This window comes from Streptomyces pseudoechinosporeus (assembly GCF_054783935.1).
The window spans coordinates 666,301-687,757 of record NZ_BAAGPS010000009.1 but is presented as its reverse complement, the minus strand read 5'-3'; the positions used below and the strand labels follow the sequence as shown (position 1 = coordinate 687,757).

Genomic DNA, 21,457 nt, shown 5'->3' with positions numbered 1-21,457 from the left:
GCGCCCCGGGTTCGGCATGAGGTGTGCATCGGGGAGGATTCGCCATGGGTTTACCGGTCGTCGACTCGTACCCCATGCCGGACCGTTCCGTGCTTCCCGCGTCGTCGCCGTCCTGGACGATCGACCCGGCACAGGCCGCCCTGCTAGTGCACGACATGCAGAACCACTACGTCCAGGCGTTTCCGGCGGACTCCTCCCCCGTCGTGGAGCTCATCGACAACATCACCACCCTGCGTGAACTCGCGGGCACACTCGGCATGCCGGTGGTGTTCAGCGCGGAGCCGGCCGAGCCGCGCGCCGGTCAGCGGGGGCAGCTGAGCGACATCTGGGGGCCGGGTACGGTCCCCGAGCCCGACGCCGCCTCGATCGTCCCGCAGCTCACGCCACGGGCGGGCGAACATCTGCTGGTCAACGTGCGGCACAACGCCTTTCTCCGCAGCCATCTCGGCCGGCTGCTCCGCTCCACCGGGCGGGACCAGCTGATCCTGTGCGGTGTGCGGGCGCACCTCGGCATACTGCTGACGGCGGCGGACGCCTTCATGCACGACATCCAGCCGTTCGTCGTGGCCGACGCGGTGGCGGACTTCTCCGCCGAGGACCACTCCATGGCGCTGCGGTGGATCGCGCGCACGGGCGTCGTGTGCACCACGAACCAGCTGTTGCGCGAACTCCTGCACAGCAGGGCCGCGCACGACACATCAGCGACGGTCCGGCCCGTGCACGAGCAGCGGCGCCCGGGTTAGCCGTTACTCTCCTGGCCGTCGACGAACGTCGTCACCACCTCGATGTCCCCGATGCGCGAGGTGTCGACCCGCCTCGGGTCGTCGCCCAGCACGACCAGGTCGGCGCGCTTGCCCGGAGCGAGAGAGCCCGCGACGGAGTCCCAGTGGCAGGCATAGGCCCCGCCGACGGTGTACGCCCGCAGGGCCTCGTCGACGGTAACGGACTCGTCCGGACCGATTACCTGTCCCGACTCCGAGGCCCGCTCGACCATGAACTGGACGGCCCGCAGCGGCGATCCGTCCGCGACGGGCCGGTCGGAGCTGCCCACCAGCGTGATGCCGTGATCGAGGAATCCCCTGCCCCGGTACATCCACGGCGCCCGTTCCTCGCCCATGATCGACGCGTAGTCGTCACCGAAGTAGCGCAGGAAGTTCGGCTGCACCACGGCGCTCACGCCGAGCCGCGCCATGCGGGAGAGCTGGTCGGGCCGGATCAGTCCCGCGTGTTCGATGCGGTGCCGCGCGCCCGGTCGCGGCCAGAGGTGATGCGCCCGCTCCAGGGCGTCCAGGGCGACGTCGGCCGCACGGTCGCCGATGGCGTGCACGGCGAGCTGCCAGCCGCCGAGATGACCGTCCACGATCGTGTCCGCGAGCGCCTCGGGGTCGTCCTGCAACTGGCCGGCGTGGTCCAGGCCTTCGTACGGGCTGCTGAGTGCGGCCGTACGGGCCATCATGCCGCCGTCGGTGTAGATCTTCAGCGCGCCCACGGAGAGCCATTCGTCCCCGAACCCGGTGCGCAGGCCGAGGTCGAGGGCGCGCGGGATGCCGTCGTCCTGGTGCGCGGCCACCGGGTTCAGCCGGTCCGCTGCCACCATGAGCTGCACCCGCAGCGGCAACTTCCCCTGCTCGCGGGCGAGTTGGTAGGCGCCCAGCTCGACCGGACTGTGCCCGAACAGGGCGCCGCCTATGCCCGCCTCGGCGCAGGCCGTCACGCCCTCGGCCAGGCAGACCCGGGCCGCGCGCCCGATCGCGCCCGCCAATTCCTCCTGGGAGTACGGCAGTCGCAGCGCCCGCGCAGCTCCCATGGCCTGCTCGGCGAGGAAGCCGTCCTCGTGCGGCACTTGGGAGGGCAGCAGGTCCAGGACGGCGGTGTTGACCACACAGCCGTGTCCGGAGTCGTGCAGCAGGTACACCTTGCGCCCCTCGCTGACCTTGTCCAGCTCGGTGGCGGTCAGATGGCGGCCAAGGGCCCGTTGGTCGTATCCGACGAGATGCGCCCAGCCGCCGGGCGGCGTGTCCGCCACGGCGGCGGCGACCACCGTGAGCACGTCCTCGACCGAGGTGCACGGCGCCACGCTCGGGGTGGCCGCCTTGAAACCGGTCCACGCCAGGTGCACATGGCTGTCGATGAACCCGGGCAGCACGGTCGCGCCCTGCAGATCCACCACCCGGCGCGCGGGCAGCCCGGTCACCGCCTCGTCCAGGCCCACGATCCGGCCCTCCCAGATGCCCAGGTCGTGGGCGACGGGGTGGTCCGGGTCCATGGTCAGGATGTGCGCGTTGGTGAGTCTGGTGCTGAGCATCGGGTCAGCCGGTCCGCTCCATCCGCTCCACCAGACTCGTGGGTCGCATGTCGGTCCAGTTGGTCTCGATGTAGTCGAGGCACTCCTGACGGGGGCCCGGGCCGTGGACGACGGTCCAGCCCGCCGGGACGTCCACGAAGTCGGGCCAGAGGCTGTGCTGGCCCTCATCGTTGACGAGTACGGAGTAGACGCCGTCGGGGTTCTCGAACGGGTTGGTGTTGCCGCTGCTCATGCGGTGATCCTCCTGGGTACGGGACTTGAGGGCAAGGGGCTAGGGACGGTGCTGGGTGCGAGTGACCAGGCCCTTCAAGGCGCGGAACCAGGTCTCGGCCAGGTCGCGGACCGCCTCCTCGGACAGTACGGCCTCGGGCCAGGACCAGTGGGCGGCCAGGACGGGGCCGTCGGCGCGGTCCTCGGTCACGACGTTGATGCCGAGGGCGTGGCCCTCCCGCATCTCCGGTTCGGCTCCGATGTCCGCGACGTCCTCCTCCGGGGCGTACGACCAGTCCGTGTCCTCGGGGATGCCGAACCGGCCGAGGTAGTTGAACTCGATCGCCGGTGTCTCGAAGGCGGCGAGGACCGGTGCCGTACGGGGGTTGAGGTGGCGCAGCATGCCGTAGCCGACGCCGTTCGCGGGCAGCGAGCCGAGGTGCCGGCGGACCGCGGCCAGTGCCTCTTCCGCAGCCGGGCCGCCCTGGAGCGCGTCGTCCAGGTCGGCCGGGCCGGTGTCCAGGCGGACCGGGAAGACGCTGGTGAACCAGCCGACCGTACGCGACAGATCGGCGTCCTCCGCCAACTCCTCCTCGCGGCCGTGGCTTTCGAGGTCGACGAGGACCGGGCCCAGCGAGCCGTCCCCGTGGCGTCGCCGCCAGTCGGCGACGGCGAGGCCGAGTCCGGTGAGCAGGACGTCGTTGACGTTCGCGCCGAAGGCGGCGGGCACGGCCGAGAGCAGCGGGCCCGTCTGGTCGGCGGGCAGGCGCAGCGCCAGCTCCCGTACCGTGCCGACGGTGTCGCGGGCCGGGTCGAGCGGGCGGTCCAGCGGGAAGGGCACGGCGCCGTCGAACACGCCGGTCCAGAACGGCAGTTCCGCCTCGCGGGCCGGGTCCTGGGCCAGCTCGGCCAGCTTGCGCGACCAGGTCCGGAAGGAGGTGTCGACGGGCGGGAGCTGTGCTCGGCGCCTGGCCGCGACGTCCTGCCAGGCCGCGGCCAGGTCGGGCAGCAGGACGCGCCAGGAGACGCCGTCGGTGACGAGGTGGTGGGCCATCAGGAGCAGTCTGCCCGGCTCACCGCCCGCGTCGAACCACACGGCCCGCACCATGACGCCAGCGTCGGGGTCGAGCGTCGCGCGGGCGGCATGGGCGCGTTCCGCGACCACCGTCCGCAGTGCCTCGCCGTCCAGCCCGCGGACGTCGACCCGCTCGATCCACGTCTCGGTGTCCACCGCGTCCGGGCCCGGGACCGCGATGGTCCAGCCGTCCGCTCCCGTACGGTCCAGCGTGCCGCGCAGCATGGCGTGCCGATCCGAGAGGGCCCGCAGCACGGCGGCCAGCTTCGGCCGGTCCAGGGCGGCGGGCGTCCGGACCAGGGCCGCCTGGTGGTAGCCCTTGAAGGAGCCGCCGAGTTCGCGCAGCCAGTGCATGACCGGAGTCAGCGGCACGGTGCCGATGCCGTCGTCGGCCGGGCGGGCACCGGCTGCCTCGGGTCCGGCAGCCGTGGCTACCTCGGCGAGAGCGGCGACCGTACGGTGCCGGAACACCAGGCGCGGGGTGATCCGCACGCCCGCCGCCCGGGCCCTGCTGACGAGCTGCATGGCCACGATGCTGTCGCCGCCCAGGGTGAAGAAGTCGTCGTCGACGCCGACTTCGTCCAGTCCCAGTACGTCGGCGAAGACGCCGCACAGGGTCTTCTCGAGTTCCGTACTGGGAGCCCGGCCGGTGGAGACGGCGCTGAAGTCCGGGGCGGGCAGGGCGGCCCGGTCCAGCTTGCCGTTGGCCAGTGCGGGCAGCCGGTCCAGGAGTACGACGGCGGCGGGGACCATATAGTCCGGCAGCTGCCCGCCGACGTGCCCCCGCAGCCGGCCGGCGTCGGGGAGCCGTTCCGCGACCGGAACGACGTACGCCACCAGCAGTTTCCGCGGGCCCTCCTGACGTACCGTCACCACGGCTTGGGCGACGTCGGGGTGGGAGGAGAGCACGGACTCGATCTCGCCGGGTTCGATCCTGAAGCCGCGGATCTTGACCTGGTCGTCGGCCCGGCCCAGGTAGTCGAGCTGCCCCTCGGCGGTCCAGCGCGCCAGGTCACCGGTCCGGTACAGCCGCGAGCCGGACGGCCCGAAGGGGTCGGCGACGAAGCGCTCGGCGGTCAGCGCGGGGCGGCCCAGGTAGCCGCGGGCCAGTCCGCCGCCGGCCAGGTAGAGCTCGCCCGTGACGCCGGGCGGCAGGGGCTGCAGCCGGTCGTCGAGTACGTACGCCCGAGTGCCCGCCACGGGCCGGCCGACGAGCGGCCGGTCGCTGTCGCGGACCCGCGCCACCAGGGCGTCGACGGTGGACTCGGTGGGCCCGTACAGGTTGAACGCCTCGGTGCCGGGCAGCTGCCCGAGCCGCTCCCACAGCGCCGCCGGTACGGCCTCGCCGCCGACGCCGACGACGGCAAGCGGGCAGCTGCCGTCCTCGCGGACCAGCCCCGTCTCGGCCATCTGCGCGAAGAACGACGGCGTGACCTCCAGGAAGTCGAAGCCGTGCTCAACGGCGGCCGCCGCGAGCAGTTCGGGGTCGCGACGGGTCTCGTCCGACACCACATGCACGCAGTGCCCGTCCAGCAGCCACAACTGCGGTTGCCAGGAGGCGTCGAAGGAGAACGACCAGGCGTGACCGGCCCGTAGATGCCGCCGGCCTGTGGCCGCCTTGGCCGGTGCGTACAGCGTCTCGCGGTGGCTGTGGAAGAGGTTGCCCACGGTCTCGTGGGTGACGACAACTCCCTTGGGGCGGCCGGTGGAACCGGACGTGTAGATCACATAGGCCGGGTGGCGCGGCGTCAGCGGCGTGACGCGGTCGGTGTCGAGCAGGTTGGCGGGGCTCTCGCCCGCGAGCAGTTCCGCGGTCCGCGAGTCGTCGAGGAGAACGGACGGCGGGCCGTCCGGGGGCAGCAGTGGGGCGAGGTCCTTCGTGGTGAGGACGAGTACCGGGCGGGCGTCGTCGAGCATGTCGCGGGTACGGCCCGCCGGGGCGTCCGGGTCGAGCGGCAGATAGGCGGCACCGGCCTTGTGCACCGCCAGGATGGCGAGCAGGGTGCGGGCGGTGCGGGGCAGCGCCAGGGCGACGATCCGCTCAGGTCCGGCGCCGTGCGCGACGAGCAGCCGGGCGAGCCGGTTGGCCTTGGCGTTCAGTTGGGCGAAGGTCAGCCGGATGCCGTCGGAGGCCACGGCGGGGGCGTCCGGGGAGAGTGCGGCCTGCCGCTCGAAGAGGGCCGGCACGGTGGTCGGCGAGGCGAGTGCGGGCGTGTCGTTCCACTCGGTGAGGATCCGCCGGCGTTCGGCGGCTCCGAGGACGTCGATCCGGGTGATCGGGGTGTCGGGGTCGGCGACGACCGCATGCAGCAGGCGGATCAGCCGTTCGGCGAAGGCCTCGGCGGTGGTGTGGTCGAACAGGTCGGTGCTGTACTCCAGGACTCCGTCGACGCCTTCGCCGTCGGCCCGCTCCACGAAGTCGAAGGAGAGGTCGAACTTGGCGGTGGTCTGGCCGACCTCCTCCCGCCGCGAGCGCAGCCCCGCGAAGCCGTCGTCGTCACCGCCCGCGGCGAGGTACACGACCATGACCTGGAACAGCGGGTGCCGGGAGAGCGAACGAGCGGGATTGAGCACGTCCACCACCCGCTCGAACGGCACGTCCTGGTGGTCGAAGGCGGCCAGGTCCGTCTCCCGCACGCGGCCGAGCAGTTCGCGGAAGGTGGGGTCGCCCGCGGTGTCGGTGCGCAGCACCAGCGTGTTGAGGAAGAAGCCGACCAGGTCCTCAAGCGCCTCGTCGGTGCGACCGGCGATCGGGCTGCCCAGCGGGACGTCCGTACCGGCTCCGAGCCGGGTCAGCAGCGCCGCCACCGCGGCCTGGACGACCATGAACATGCTCACGTTGCCCGTCCGGGCCAGTGCGCGCAGCTCCGCCGCAAGCCGCGGGTCCAGCGGCATGTCCACGGACCCGCCGCGGTAACTGGCCTCCAGCGGACGCGGCCGGTCGGCGGGCAGCGCGAGCTCCTCAGGGAGCCCTGCCAAGTTCCGCTGCCAGAAGGCGAGTTGACGGGAGGCCAGGCTGGCCGGGTCCTTCTCGTCACCGAGCATCGCCCGCTGCCACAGGCCGTAGTCGGCGTACTGGACGGGCAGGGGTGCCCGGTCCGGGGCGCGGCCCGCGGCCCGTGCCTCGTACGCCTCCGTCAGGTCCCGCGTGAGCGGACCGTCGGACCACTCGTCGCCCGCGATGTGGTGGAGCAGGAGCAGCAGTACGTGTTCCTCGTCGGCCACCTGGAACAAGCAGACACGGAGCGGGGGTTCACGGTCCAGCTCGAAGCCGTACTCGGCGGCCTCCACGAGCCGCCCGTCCAGCTCCTCCTCGCTGGTGCGGGTGATCTCCACCTCGATCCCGGCCTGCTGCGGGTCGAGGATCAGCTGGTGGGCGCGACCGTCCTGTTCGGGGAAGACGGTGCGCAGTGGCTCGTGCCGGGCGACCAGGTCGTCGACGGCGAGCTGGAGCGCGTCCGTGTCGAGCGCTCCGGAGAGCCGCCAGACGATCGGGATGTTGTACGTGGGGCTGGGGCCCTCCACCTGATACAGCACCCACAGCCGCTGCTGGGCGAAGGACAGGGGCAGCCGTTCAGGGCGGTCGGGGGCGGCGGTCAGGACCGGGCGCGCGGGCTCGTCGCCGGCACCCGCCAGTTGCTCCGCGAGCCGGGCCACCGTCGGGGCCTCGAACACGGTGCGCAGCGCCAGCTCGACGCCCAGGGCCGCCCGTACGCGGCCGGCCAGCCGCATGGCCAGGAGGGAGTGGCCGCCGAGGGCGAAGAAGTCGTCGTCGACGCCGATCCGTTCCAGACCCAGCACGTCCGCGAACAGTCCGCAGAGGATCTCCTCGCGCGGGGTGCGCGGGCCGTTGCCGCTGCCGGTTTCGGCCGTGAAGTCGGGGGCGGGCAGGGCTTTGCGGTCGAGTTTGCCGTTGGGGGTGAGCGGCAGAGCGTCGACGGCCACGAAGGCCGCGGGGACCATGTGTTCGGGCAGGGCTGCCCCGGCATGCGCACGCAAGGCGGCTGATTCAGGTGCCCGGTCCGAGGCCGGCACGATGTACGCGACGAGCCGCTGGTCATGCGGAACGACGACGGCGTGGGCGACGGCCTCGTGCCGGGCGAGCACGGCCTCGACCTCGCCGAGTTCGATACGGAAGCCGCGGATCTTGACCTGGTCGTCGGTGCGGCCGAGATACTCGACGGTGCCGTTGGCCGTCCAACGGGCCAGGTCTCCCGTGCGGTACATGCGGGCGCCGGGTGCGCCGTACGGATCGGCGACGAACCGCTCGGCGGTCAGGCCGGGACGGTCGAGGTAACCCCGGGCGAGTTGGATGCCCGCCAGGTAGAGCTCGCCGGGGACGCCCGGAGGTACCGGACGCAGCCCGGCGTCCAGGACGTACACGCGCGTGTTCCACACCGGGCGGCCGATCGGCACGCTCTCCGCTTCCGGCCGCACCTCGATCGCGGTGACGTCGACGGACGCCTCGGTCGGGCCGTAGAGGTTGTGCAGCTCGGCGGAGAGCACCTGGTGGAAGCGGTTCGCCAGCGGTACGGGCAGGGCCTCGCCGCTGCACATCACGCGGCGCAGACCGGTGCACCGCGCTGCGGAGGGCTCCTCGAGGAACAGCTGGAGCATCGAGGGAACGAAGTGCACCGTCGTGATCTGCTGCTGCTGGATCAACTCGGCGAGATAGGCCGGGTCCTTGTGGCCTTCCGGTCGGGCCAGGACGAGAGTCGCCCCGGTGATCAGCGGCCAGAAGAACTCCCACACGGACACGTCGAAGCTGGACGGCGTCTTCTGCAACACCCGGTCGTCACCGGTGAGTTCGTACGCGGCCTGCATCCACTGCAGACGGTTGACGATGCCCTGGTGCGGCACGATCACGCCCTTGGGACGGCCCGTCGAGCCGGACGTGTAGATGACGTACGCCGGGCTCAACGGGTCGTAGCCCAGCGGCAGTTCACCTGCCGGTCCGTCAGGCAGGGCGTCCCGGATCACGCACACGGGACGGGCGTCCTCCACCATGAGGGCGAGCCGCTCCTCCGGATAGTCGGCGTCCAGCGGCAGGTACGCCCCACCTGCGCGGTGCACCGCCAGCAGCGCCACCACGAGGTCCACCGATCGGGGCAGCGCGACCGCCACCGTGCCCTCCGGGCCCACGCCCATGCCGGCCAGCACCCGCGCGGTGTGCTCGACGCGCGCGTCCAACTCGGCGTAGGTCAGGCGCTGTTCGCCGAGGACGAGGGCGTGCGCGTCGGGTGTGCGGGCCGCCTGGGCGCGGAACAGCTCCGGCAGGGTGGTCGGCTCCACGTCGTGCGCGGTGTCGTTCCACCGGCCGAGGACGGACTGCCGCTCGGAGGCCTCCAGTACCTCCAAGTCCCGTACGGGCTGATCCGGATCAGCAACCACCTGCTCCAGCAGCCGCACCAGACGCCCGGCCAGCCGTTCGGCCGTCCTCGCGTCGCACAGGTCGGCCGCGTATTCCAGGAGCAGCACCAGACGGTCCCGGCCCGCCTCGTCCACGAAGGTGAAGTGGAGGTCGAACTTGGCCATGCCGGTGTCCATGTCGAACCACTCGCTCGGCATGCCGAGCACGTCCGGGTCGCCGTCGGGCCGGTAGTGGTATCCGAGCATGACCTGGAAGAGCGGGTTGCGCCCGGCCACACGCGCCGGGTTGACCGCCTCGACCACCTGGTCGAAGGGCAGGTCCTGGTGCTCGAACGCCTCCAGCGCCGACTCCCGTACGCGAGCGAGGAGTTGGCGGAAGGTGAGGTCACCGCCGGACAGGTCGGTGCGCAGGACGAGCGTGTTGACGAAGAAGCCGACCAGATCGTCGAGCGCGTCGTCCGTACGGCCCGCGATCGGTGCGCCGAGCGGAATGTCGTCCCCGGCACCTAGCCGGTGCAGCAGGGCGGCGGTGGCAGCCTGGAACAGCATGAACATGCTGGTGCCCGTGGCGGCGGACAGCTCGCGCAGCTCTCGGCCGGTGTCGGTGGGCAGTTCGAAGCGGACCTTGCCGCCCCGGCCCGTGGGCTCGGCCGGGCGGGGCCGGTCGAGGGGCAGGGTCAGTTCCTCCGGCAGGTCACGCAACGCGTCGGTCCAGTGGGCGAGCTGCTCCTCCCCGAGCCGACCGCCGAGCAAGGTGTCCTGCCACAGCGTGTAGTCGGCGTACTGCACCGGGAGCGGCGCCCAGTTGGGTGCGTCACCTGCCGTGCGCGCCGCGTACGCGGTGTTCAGATCGGCCAGGAACGGCCGGTCGGACCACTCGTCGGTGGTGATGTGGTGCAGCACCACGGCCACCACATGGTCGGCCGGAGCGATCCGGAACACCTCGCAGCGCAGCGGGAGTTCACGGCTGAGGTCGAAGGGACGACGCTGGGCCGTCTCGATGAGGGTGTCCAGGGCGTCTTCGGCGCAGTCCGTGACGGTGAACGACGGCTCGCTCTCCGCCGCCGGGACGATCCGCTGATACGGCTCCCCGTTCTCCTCGAGGAACATGGTGCGCAGCGCCTCATGCCGGGCGGCCACGTCCCGCAGGGCGGCCCGCAGCGCGTCCAGGTCGAGTTCGCCGCGGAGCCGGAAGACCAGCGGGAAGTTGTACGCGACGCCGCTGCCGGTGATCTGTTCCACCAGCCACAGACGGCGCTGGGCGGCCGACAGCGGGATGCGTTCGGGCCGGTCGACGACGGGCACGACGGCCGGGCGGGCCGGGCGTCCGCTGTCGGCGCGGGCGGCGAGCAGCTCCGGGGTCGGGGCCTCGAAGAGGTCGCGGATCGCCAGTTCGGCGCCCAGCTCGGTGCGGGCCCGGCTGATCAGCCGGGTGGCGAGCAGGGAGTGGCCGCCGAGGTCGAAGAAGCCGTCCTCGGCGCCGACTTCCGGCAGGCCGAGGACCTCCGCGAAGAGCCGGCAGAGCACCTCCTCTTCGGGAGTGCGCGGCCCTCGTCCGGTGCCGAGCGCGACGGCCGGTTCGGCTTCGGGCAGGGCGCGCACGTCGAGCTTGCCGTTGTCGTTCATGGGCAGCCGGTCGAGGGTGACGAAGGCGGCCGGGACCATGTAGTCGGGCAACCGCTGCTTGAGGTCGTCGCGGAGCTGCCGGACCAGGCTGTTCGCGTCGCGCGCGGCGGTCGGCTCATTGGCGTACGGGGCCTCCCCGCCGCCGGGGAGATACAGCCCGGCGGTCAGCCCGGGAGCGTCACCGGCGTCACCAGCCAGGAACACGGCGTCGTACGTGCCTTCTCCGCGGGACCAGGTGGTCAGGACGCGGTGTCCACGCTCGGCGCCGAGGTCGTGCAGCATCTGGGGATCCACTCCCCCGTCGGCTCCGATATGGGCGTCGGGGATACAGGTGAGACGCATGGGGGCCGTGGTGACGAGCTCCGCCAGGTCGAGGTCCCCGGTGAAGCCGACGGCCGGGACGTCGTCGAGCCGCAAGGCAGGATCGCCCGCGTACAGAACGGCGTCATAGCGGTAGCGGCTGAGCTCGTTGTGGTGGCGGGCGCGCTTGGTGCGGAGGTCGACGCCATAGCCGAGGGTGGTGAAGTAGTCGGGGTCGACGAGAAGTTCCTTCTCCAGGCGCAGCCCGCGCTCGACGGCCCTGCCCAGTGCGTCGCCGCTCACGCCGCGCGCGAGCTGGATCTCCGTCTGGAAGGTGCGGGCGAGCCGCAGGTTGCGCACGTCGCCGACGAAGAGCGCGCCGCCGGGGGCCAGCAGCTCCATGGCGCCCTGGATCACCGACGTGAGGTAGTCGATGCTCGGGAAGTACTGGATGACGGAGTTGATGACGATGGTGTCGAAGTAGCCGTCGCCGGGCAGCCCGTTGAGGTCGTCGGCGGGCTGGGCGCGGAGCGTGACCTTGGCGGCGAGTTCCGGATCCTGGCGCAGTTCCTCGCCGATCTTGCGGATGACGGGGGCGGCGAAGTCGGTGGCCCAGTAGGCCTCGGCCTGCGGCGCGAGCTGGGACAGCAGCAGGCCCGAGCCGACGCCGATCTCCAGGATCCGCCGGGGCCGCAGCGAACTGATGCGCTCGACGGTGGCCTCGCGCCACTCCCGCATGTGGTCGAAGGGGATGGGCTGCCCGTCGTACGAGGAGTCCCAGCCGGCGTAGTCCTCGGTGAAGACGGCGGTGCTGATCTCCTCGTACTCGTCGGAGTAGATCTCCTGCCACTCACCGACCTGTTCGCGCTCGGCGGTGTCTCGATCACTGCCGGTGGGCCGGTCGGGGACGACGTAGCCGACGAGCCGGTCGTCGCGGACGAGGACGGCGGCCTGGGCCACCCGGGGGTGCTGGGCGAGCGCGGTCTCGATCTCGCCCAGCTCCACCCGGTAGCCGCGGATCTTGACCTGGTCGTCGGTACGGCCCAGGAAGTCCAGGTTGCCGTCGGCGCGCCGGCGCACCAGGTCGCCGGTGCGGTACATGCGCTCGCCGGGCTCACCGAACGGGTCGGCGACGAAGCGTTCGGCGGTCAGTCCCGGCCGGTCTAGGTAGCCGCGGGCCAGGCCGATGCCCGCGATGTAGAGCTCGCCGGGCACGCCGTCCGGGACCGGTCGCAGCCAGGCGTCCAGGATGTGGGCGCGGGTCCCGCGGATCGGACGCCCGACAGTGGGTGTCGCGCTGTCGAGGGTGCCGCCGCCGAGGGTGTTGATGGTGTACTCGGTCGGCCCGTAGAGGTTGTAGCCGTACGTCCCCTCGGTGTCGCGCAGCCGGTTCCACACCGTCTCCGAGACGGCCTCGCCGCCGAGCAGCACCAGCGGCGGCCGGTGACCCTCCAACAGGCCCTGCTCGATGAGGAGATGGGCGTACGTGGGGGTGACGTTGACGACGTCCACGCGATGCGCTTCGCAGTACGCGACCAGGGCCTCGGCGTCGCGCCGCAGCTCCTCGTCGCAGATGTGCACCTCATGCCCCTCGACCAGCCACAGCAGTTCCTCCCACGACATGTCGAAGGCGAAGGACACGGTGTGGGCGATGCTCAGCCGACGGCCGCCCGCCGAGGCGATGGCCGGTTCGAAGATCTCCCGCTGGTGGTTGAGCTGCATATTGGTCAGGCCGCGGTACGGCGTGACGACGCCCTTGGGGCGGCCGGTGGAGCCGGAGGTGTAGATGACGTACGCCGGGTGCTCCAGGCTGAACGCCTGGCGCGTCAAGTCGCCTGGGAACGCAGCCAGTTCGGCTGTCACCGCCGGGTCGTCGAGCAGCACGCGCGGGCTGTCGGGTGCGGCCCCCTCCAGGCGTGCGGCGACCGCTTCGGTGGAGAGGATCAGTGTCGGCCGGGCGTCGTCGAGCATCGTCGCCAGCCGGTCGTCCGGGTAGTCCAGCTCCAGCGGCAGATACGCGGCTCCGGTGCGCAGTACGGCGAACAGGGCGACGACCATGTCCAGGGAGCGGGGCAACCCGAGGGCCACGACCTTCTCGGGCGCGGCACCGCGGGCGAGCAGCAGCCGGGCCATGCGGTTGATACGGGCGTCGAGTTCGGCGTACGACAGCGTTGTGTCGCCGAAGACGAGCGCGGTGTCCTCGGGAGTGGCGGCGGCCTGCGCTGCCAGGAGGTCGGCGATGGTGTCCTCGGGGTCGGGGACACGGCTCGCGGCCCGTTCGCGCTCCAACTCGGCGTGCTCGGCGGGAAGCAGCGGATCGAGGCCGCCCACGGGGGCGTCCAGGTCGTGGGCCAGCCGCTCCAGCAGCAGTGTGAAGCGGTCCAGCAGGTCCTGGGCCTGCCGCCCACCGACGACGTCGGCCCGGTGGGTGAGGGTGACCTGGATGCGCTGCCCCGGTGTGACGACCAGGTTCACGGGATAGTGCGTCGCGTCGACGTTGGCGACGGCGGTGGCTCCGTGCCGGTCCGCCAGCTCGGCGAGCCGTTCCTCCGTGTCGCTGTTGCGCAGCACGAAGAGGGTGTCGAACAGCCGACGGTGGCCGGTCTCGGCCTGGAGGACGCCCAGGCCCAGGTACTCGTACGGCATCACGGCAAGGCGTTCGTCCTGGGCGCGCCGCAGCAGGCCGAGCACGGGCTCGGCGGGGTCGTAGGCGATGCGGGCGGGGACGGTGTTGAGGAACATGCCGATGACGTTCTCGATGTCCGGCACCTCGCTCGGCCGGCCCGCGACGGTGGTTCCGAAGACGACGTCGGTACGGCCGGTCGCGCTCGCGAGGGTCAGGCCCCAGGCGGCGGTCAGCACTGTGTTGAGGGTCAGGCCGTGCCGGCGTGCGGTGTCGCGCAGCCGCTCGCCCAGGTCCGCCGGGAGGGCGGCGTCCAGGCTCTCCGGGATGTCCGGTTCCAGGCCCTGGTCGGCGGCGGCGAGCAGGGTGGGTTCGTCCAGACCGGCGAGGGCCGAGCGCCAGGCGCGGGTGGCGACGGCGGTGTCCTGGGCCTCCAGCCAGGTGAGGTAGTCGCGGTACGAGCCGGGCGCGGGCAGGGCGCTCGCGTCGCCCCCGGACTCGTACAGGGCGAAGAGCTGGTCCAGGAAGACCCAGGCCGACCAGCCGTCCCACAGCAGCAGATGGCGTCCGACGACCAGCCGGTCGCCGCGCTCCGCGCCGAGCCGCACGAGCAGCATCCGGAACAGCAGCGGCCGGGTCAGGTCGAAGCGGCGGGTGCGTTCCTCGTCCATCAACTCCCGGAGCTGTACGTCCTGTTCGGCGGCGGGCAGCCCGGACAGGTCGACCTCGTGGAGCGGGATCTCCGGATCGCGCACGATGAACTGCACCGGCTGGCGCAGGCCTTCGCTGGTGAACCCGGCGCGCAGGCTCGGGTTGCGCTCCAGCAGGACGCGGGCCGCGGTGCGCAGCCGGTCCGCCTCGACGGGCGTGGCGAAGTCGAACGACTCGTGGACGGTGTATACGTCCAGAGCGCTGTCGTCGTACGTCGAGTGGAAGAACAGCCCCTCCTGGAGCGGGGCCAGCGGCCAGATGTCCTCGACGGAGTACGGGCTGAGCCGGTGGACGCGCTCGGTCTCTTCGGCGGTGAGGGAAAACGCGGAGGTCAGCGTGCGGGCCGAGGCCACGGGGACGGCCGCCACGGCGAGGGCCGCGGGCGTGCGGTGCTCGAAGACGTCCCGGGGATTGAGCTCCAGGCCCGCCCTGCGGGCGCGGCTGGAGACGCCGATCGAGGTGATGCTGTCGCCGCCGAGCATGAAGAAGTCGTCGTCGATGCCGACTTCGTCGAGCTTCAGCACGGCCGCGAAGATCTCGGTGAGGGCGCGCTCGCGCTCGTCGCGCGGGGCGCGCGCTTCGGCGCGTACCGCCTGCGGCGCGGGCAGTGCGGCCCGGTCGAGCTTGCCGCTGGGGGTCAACGGCAGGGCGTCCAGGACGACATAGGCGCCGGGCACCATGGGTGCGGGCAGCGACTCGGCGAGGGCGGCCTGGAGTTCGGCGGGCTCCGGCCGGGCGTCGCGGGCGGGGACGACGTACGCGATCAGGGCGCTGCCCGCGACGGTGACGGCAGCCTGGGCGACGCCGGGTTGGCCGGTCAACGCGGCCTCGATCTCGCCGAGTTCGATGCGGTTGCCGCGGATCTTGACCTGACGGTCGGTGCGGCCCAGGTACTCGACGGTCCCGTCGGCGCGACGGCGCACCAGGTCACCCGTGCGGTACATGCGCTCGCCGGGCGCGCCGTACGGATCGGCCACGAACCGTTCAGCGGTCAGGCCAGGGCGGGCGTGGTAGCCGCGCGCCAACTGGACGCCCGTCAAGTACAGCTCGCCGGGGGTACCTTCGGGCGCTGGACGCAGGCAGGAGTCCAGTACGCGCAGGCCGGTGTTCCACACCGGGCGGCCGATGGGCACGGTGGTGCCGGGTGTGCCGTCGTACGGGTGGTACGTGACGTCGACGGCGGCTTCGGTGGGGCCGTACAGGTTGTGCAGCGGTACTCCGGTGAGCTCCCGCCAGTGGGAAGCGGCGGCGCCGGGCAGCGCCTCGCCGCTGCTGAACACACGGCGCAGTGAGGCCGCCCAGGACGGGTCGGCGGTGATCTCCTCGGACTGCAGGAAGGCTTCGAGCATCGACGGCACGAAGTGCAGGGTGGTGACGCCCTGTTCGCGGATCAGCCCGGCCAGGTACGCCGGGTCGCGGTGCCCGTCGGGGCGCGCGAGGACGACCGCGGCGCCCTCGCACAGTGCCCAGAAGAACTCCCAGACGCTGACGTCGAAGCTGGCCGGGGTCTTCTGCAACACGCGGTCGTCGGCGGTCAGTTGGTACTCGCCCTGCATCCAGGTCAGGCGGTTGACGATGGCCCGGTGAGTGACGACGACGCCCTTGGGGCGGCCGGTGGAGCCGGAGGTGTAGATCAGGTAGGCCGGGTCGTCGGGGCACACGGGGACGGGCGGGGCTTCAGGCACGTACTCGGCCGGGGTGTCCACCAACAACGGTGTGAGTCCGGGGACTTCGGGCAGCCGGGGTGCGGTGGCGGTCGTGGTGACGACCGTCGCCGCTCCGGAGTCGGTGAGCATGTGCGTCACGCGGTCGGCCGGGTAGTCCACGTCGACCGGGAGGTAGGCGGCGCCGGACTTGAGCACACCCAGCAGGGCGATCATGAGTTCCGTCGAGCGCGGTACGGCGACCGCGACGACCGCGCCGGGACGGGCACCCCCGGCGCGGAGCCGCGCCGCCAACTCCTCGGCGCGAGCGTCGAGTTCGCGATACGTGAGCGTCTCGTTCTCGTACACCACAGCGGTGGCCTGGGGGCTACGGGCGGCTTGGGCCTCGAAGGCGGCGGCCAGCGTGGTCTCGGGCACATCCCGTCGTTCGCCGACCGGGTGTGCGAGGGACAGTTCCTCCGCGGAGAGCAGTTCCAGGTTGGCGGCCTGCTGCCCGGGGTCGGCGGCGAGGGCGCCGAGGATCCGGGTGAGCCGGTCCGCGATCCGGTGCACGCTCTCGGCGTCGAGCCGCTGGGCGTGGTGCTTGAGGCGCAGGTCGAGTCGACGGCCCGGCTTCACGATCAGGGCGAGCGGGTAGTGCACGGCGTCGTGGAACTCGTGACCCGTGACGTGGACCGTGCCGGAGGGATCGGCGAGGCCGGTCGCGGACGGGTAGTTCTCGAAGACGACCAGAGTGTCGAAGAGTTCGCCGCTGCCCGCAAGCCCGGCGACCCGCTGAAGCTCCGCGAGGCCGAGATGCTGGTGGTCCAGCAGCCGCGCTTGCTCGTCCTGGAGCCGGCCGAGCAGCTCGGCGAGGGTGTCGGCGGGCTCCCAACGGAAGCGGGTCGGCAGGGTGTTGATGAACAGGCCGACCATGGACTCGATGCCCTCGACCTCGGCGTCACGGCCGGAGACGGTGGTGCCGAACACCACGTCCTGCCGGGCGGTCAGCCGCCCAATGAGCAGACCCCAGGCGCTCTGCACGACCGTGCCGAGAGTCACCCCGAGTTCCCGGGCGCGGGCCGCCAGCCGAGCGGTGACCTGCTCGGACAGCTCGACGCGCACCTGCGCGGGCTCGATCGGCGTACCGTCGACGGGCGCCTCGACCAGCCGCGTGGGCTCGTCAAGACCGGCGAGGGCGGTGCGCCAGGCCTCGCGAGCGGCATCGCGGTCGGCAGTGGCCAGGCGGCGCAGATACGCGTCGTACGGCGCGACCTCGGGCAGTTCGGCCGGCGTGTCCCCGTAGCAGGCCATCAGCTCGCGGTGCAGCACCGGCAGGGACCAGCCGTCGGCGACGATGTGATGGAACGTCAGCAGCAGTCGGCTGCGGTCCTCGCCCAGCCGTACGAGCGCGCAACGCAGCAGCGGCGGGCGGGCGAGGTCGAAGCGCCGGACACGTTCGTCGGCGGCGACCGCGTCGGCGAGCGTCGATCGGGCGTCCACGTCCTGCGTGGACAGGTCCACCTCGCGCCAGGGCAGCTCCAGCCGGTCGGCGACGATCTGCACCGGGCGGCCGTCGGCGAGCTGGCGGAAGCAGGCGCGCAGCGGGGCGTGCCGCTCCAGGACGCGCTGGGCGGCCCGGCGCAGGGTCTCGCCGTCGACCGGACCCGACAGTTCGAGGGCCTGCTGGACGACATAGGCGTCGCGATCGGCGCCGTCGACGAGGGAGTGGAAGTAGAAGCCCTCCTGGAGCGGGCTCAGCGGCAGCAACTCCTGGACGCCGACCGGGTGTTCCCCTTGCAGCTCGGCGAGTTCGGCTTCCGTGAGCCGGACGAGCGGTGTGTCCTCCTCGGTGTCCTGCGTGTCGGTCCGTACATCGGCGGCTTCGGCGAGGGCCGCGACCGTACGGTGCCGGAAGACGTCGCGGGAGCTGAGGCGCAGTCCGGCCCGGCGGGCGTGGACGAGGAGCTGGATGGCGGTGATGCTGTCGCCGCCGAGCGCGAAGAAGTCGTCGTCGATGGTGACCGAGCGCAGGCCGAGCACCTCGGCGTAGGCCGCACACAGCAGTTCCTCGCGGGCGTCGCGCGGCGGGCGGCCGGAGCTGAGGGCGCCGTAGTCGGGGGTGGGCAGCGCGGCTGAGTCGAGCTTGCCGCTGGGGGTGACCGGGAGGCGGTCCAGCGGAACGACGGCGGCCGGGACCATGTACTCCGGGAGCCGGTCGGCCGCGTACGAACGCAGCGCCCTCATCAGGGCGTTCACGTCGCGGAAGGGCGCGGGTCGGTTGGCGTGCGCCGCCGTGCCGGACGGGCGGTACAAGCGGCCGTTGTACGGGGCGTCACCGAGGGCGAACAGCACATCGAGGCTGCCGTCGTCGGCGGAGCCGTTCCAGGTGACGGCGACCCGGTGCCCGTGCCGCGAGCCGAGGGCATGGAACGTCTCCGGGTCCGGCGCGTCGGCAGACGCGGCAGTGCGGCTGCGGCCGTCCAGGGTCGCCAACGCGGCCAGGTCCTCGGCGAGCCGGACGTTCGGCACGCCGACCACCCGCAGCAGGGACGGCCCTTCACCCAGGCGGGCGTCGAGGTCGTCCAGGCCGCCGAGGTCGGCCCACGCGATCTCGTCGCCGTCGACCGGAGCCGGGGCGGCGGCGGCCCGCTTGGTGAGCACCACGTCATAGCGGTACCGGGTCAGCTCGTTGTGATGGGCTCCGCGCTTGACGCGGACGTCGGCGTCGAAGCCTTCGAGCGCCGCGAAGAAGTCGGGGTCGAGCAGCAGCTCCCCCTCCCAGGCCACCGACCGCTCCACGGCGGTGCGCAGGGCCTGCTTGTCCTCCGGGTCGCCGGCGCGGCGGGTCTCCACAGCGGCGCGCAGGCAGCGCAGCAGACGGGCGTTGCGGACGTCGCCGACGAACAGCCGGCCGCCGGGCGCCAGCAACTCCGACGCGGCAGCCAGGACCTCGGCGAGGTAGTCGGCGCTCGGGAAGTACTGGGCGACGGAGTTGATGACGACGGTGTCGAAGTAGCCCTTCGGCAGCCCGGAGGTGTCGTGCGCGGGCTGGGCGCTCAGGCGGACCCGGTCGACCAGCTCCGGCACCGCTCCGACCTGGGTGCGCAGGGCGCGTACGGCCTCCTCGGAGAGGTCGGTGCCCCAGTACGCCTCACACCCGGGCGCGACACGGGAGAGGATCAGGCCACTGCCGACGCCGATCTCCAGTACCCGGCGAGGCGTCAGCTCCTCGATACGGGCGACGGTGGCGTCGCGCCACTCGCGCATCTCGTCGACGGGGATGGGCAGGCCGTCGTACATGCTGTTCCAGCCCGCGAAGTTCTCGCGGAAGCCCGCCGAACTGTCCCGGCGGCCCTCGGATCCGGCCGCCGAGTAGAGCAGTTCGTGCAGGTCCTTCCATTCCTGGACCTGCTCGGTCTCGTCCCCGGCCGCCTCGGTCTCCAGGGAGGGCACGACATAGGCGGCCAGCCTACGGTCGCCGGGCCGGTCCTCACGCACCACGACCGCCGCCTGGTCGACGGCCGGGTGGCCGCGCAGTACGGACTCGACCTCGCCGGGTTCGATGCGGAAGCCGCGGATCTTCACCTGGGAGTCGGCCCGGCCGAGGAACTCAAGCCGCCCGTCGGCCTTCCAGCGCACCAGGTCGCCGGTGCGGTACAACCGCTCGCCGGGCGCCCCGAAGGGATCCGCGACGAACCGCTCGGCCGTCAGGTCCGGCCGCCCCAGATAGCCGCGGGCCAGGCCCGCGCCGCCTAGATAGAGCTCGCCCGCCACGCCCGCCGGGACGGGCTTCAGCCGGGCGTCGAGGACGTAGGCGCGGGTGCCGGGGTCGGGGACGCCGATCGGCACGATGGTGCCGGCAGGGGTGTCGGGGTCGCAGAGGCCGAGGGTGGAGTTGGTGGTCGCCTCGGTCGGGCCGTACGCGTTGAACATCATCCGGCCGCGCGCATAGCGGCCGACCAGCTCGGGCGAGACGCGTTCGGTGCCGGCGAGGAGGGTGGCGGGCGGCAGTTCGATGTCCTCGGGCATGGCGGCGAGCAGGGCCGGCGGGAGGATCATGAAGGTGATGCCGTGGGCGTGTGCGTACTCGGCGAGCGGTGCGCCCGGCACCCGGCGTTCGGTCGGTACGACGACGAGCCGGCCGCCGGAGAGCAGTCCGAGGCACAGGTCCCAGAACGCCACGTCGAAGCTGGGCGAGGCGAACTGGAGCACCCTGCTGTGCGGGCCGATGCCGAACCGTTCGGTCTGTGTCGCGATCAGCTTGGCGACGCCCGCGTGCGAGAGCACCACGCCCTTGGGGCGGCCGGTGGAGCCGGAGGTGTAGATGACGTAGGCGGCGTTACCGGTGGACAGCGCTTCGGGGGTGGGATCGTGCGCCGGACGCTGCCCCAACTCCCGTACGGTGTCGGGCTCGTCGAGGATCAGGCGGTCCATGCCGTCGCTCGGCGGGATGTCGGCGGCGGCCTCGGTGGTGGTGACCAGGCAGGCGGGGGCCGCGTCGGTGAGCATGTAGGAGATGCGGTCCGCCGGGTAGTCGGTGTCCACCGGCAGGTAGGCGGCGCCGGACTTGAGTACGGCGACCTCGGCGATGATCAGCTCGGCCGAGCGGGGCACCGCGAGCGCGACGACCCGTTCGGGTCCTGCACCGCGCGCGATGAGAGCGTGGGCCAGCCGGTTGGCGCGTTCGTCGAGCTCGGCGTAGGTCAGCCGGGTGTCTTCGAAGACGAGGGCAACGGCGTCCGGGCGCAGGCGTACCTGCTCGGCGAACAACTCCGGCCAGGTGCGCGACGGGACGTCGTGCTCGGTGTCGTTCCACTCCTCGAGGATGCGGTGGCGCTCGCCGGCGGCGAGCAGTTCCAGTTCGCCGACGGGAGTGTGCGGGCGGGTGAGAGCGTCGGCCAGCAGGGTCGCGTAGTGGTCCGCCATGCGCTCGGCGGTCGCGGCCTCGAAGAGGTCCTGACGGTAGGTCACGCGCACTTCGCCCGCAGTGACTTCACCCGCGGTGACTTCGAGCGTGACGTCCAGCGGGCCGGCCGATGCGGTATCTCCGAAGGCCGTGTTGAACAGCAGACCGCCGCCGCGGGTGGGCTCCGGACTCAACTGGGCGATGAGCGTGGACAGTTCGACCCGGTGGTCCCGGCCCTCCGCACACGCCTCGGCCACCCGGCGCACCAGTTCGGTGAACTCCGTGCCGCCGTCCAGGACGACCCTGACCGGCAGGCCGTCGTACCCGACGGTGATGTCCCGTGCGCCGCTGTAGCGGTGCAGCACGGCGACGTACGCGGACAGCAGCGTCGCCTCGTCAGCCGCGGTGCCCAACGAACGGCTCACCGTCCACCACTCCCCGCCGGGCCGCAGCGGGTACGGGAAGTCGACCGGGAGGGCTGTCTCCTGAGGAAGCGGGTCGAGCCGTCGACTCCAAAAAGTCTGTACTTCGTTGTCGCCGATGCCAGACACACGCTCTACAAAACCGGACACAGCTGACCGTGCCTCCCGGATGTGCGGAACCGGCTCTGCCGGAGGACCGCAGGTCATACTAAGGTAAGGATTACCTAACCAAAAGACCCAATCGCCACAGAGGCCAAGCTCAC

The 21,457-nt window shown here is 72.1% G+C and carries 4 protein-coding genes; 1 reads left to right on the top strand and 3 read right to left on the bottom strand.

Going from position 1 to position 21,457, the window contains the following annotated elements; all coding sequences use genetic code 11:
* The first annotated feature begins 44 nt into the window (after window positions 1–44).
* Window positions 45–743, top strand: coding sequence for an isochorismatase family protein (locus tag ACYVO6_RS14570; RefSeq protein ID WP_461061130.1), 699 nt, complete (start codon window positions 45–47; stop codon window positions 741–743).
* Here ACYVO6_RS14570 and ACYVO6_RS14565 read toward each other — a convergent pair.
* Genes ACYVO6_RS14565 through ACYVO6_RS14555 form a run of 3 tightly spaced genes read right to left on the bottom strand, consistent with a single transcriptional unit; the run spans window position 740 to window position 21,401 of the window.
* The gene (locus ACYVO6_RS14565; protein WP_461061128.1) at window positions 740–2,305 is read right to left on the bottom strand and encodes an amidohydrolase; all 1,566 of its coding nucleotides are present in this window, start codon (window positions 2,303–2,305) and stop codon (window positions 740–742) included. The genes ACYVO6_RS14570 and ACYVO6_RS14565 overlap by 4 nt on opposite strands.
* Window positions 2,306–2,309: 4 nt before the next feature.
* Window positions 2,310–2,537 carry an MbtH family protein gene (locus tag ACYVO6_RS14560; RefSeq protein WP_352370378.1) on the bottom strand — a complete coding sequence of 76 codons (228 nt, stop codon included), beginning with the start codon at window positions 2,535–2,537 and terminating at the stop codon, window positions 2,310–2,312.
* Between the two features lie 39 nt (window positions 2,538–2,576).
* Complete coding sequence (locus tag ACYVO6_RS14555) at window positions 2,577–21,401, bottom strand: amino acid adenylation domain-containing protein (protein ID WP_461061126.1); 18,825 nt, start codon at window positions 21,399–21,401, stop codon at window positions 2,577–2,579.
* Between the last annotated feature and the right edge of the window lie 56 nt (window positions 21,402–21,457).

Bases quoted from the DNA above. Each gene is read 5' to 3' on its own strand.
- ACYVO6_RS14570 (WP_461061130.1), top strand. From the start codon at position 45: ATGGGTTTACCGGTCGTCGACTCGTACCCCATGCCGGACCGTTCCGTG.
- ACYVO6_RS14555 (WP_461061126.1), bottom strand. From the start codon at position 21,401: ATGACCTGCGGTCCTCCGGCAGAGCCGGTTCCGCACATCCGGGAGGCA.
- ACYVO6_RS14560 (WP_352370378.1), bottom strand. From the start codon at position 2,537: ATGAGCAGCGGCAACACCAACCCGTTCGAGAACCCCGACGGCGTCTAC.
- ACYVO6_RS14565 (WP_461061128.1), bottom strand. From the start codon at position 2,305: ATGCTCAGCACCAGACTCACCAACGCGCACATCCTGACCATGGACCCG.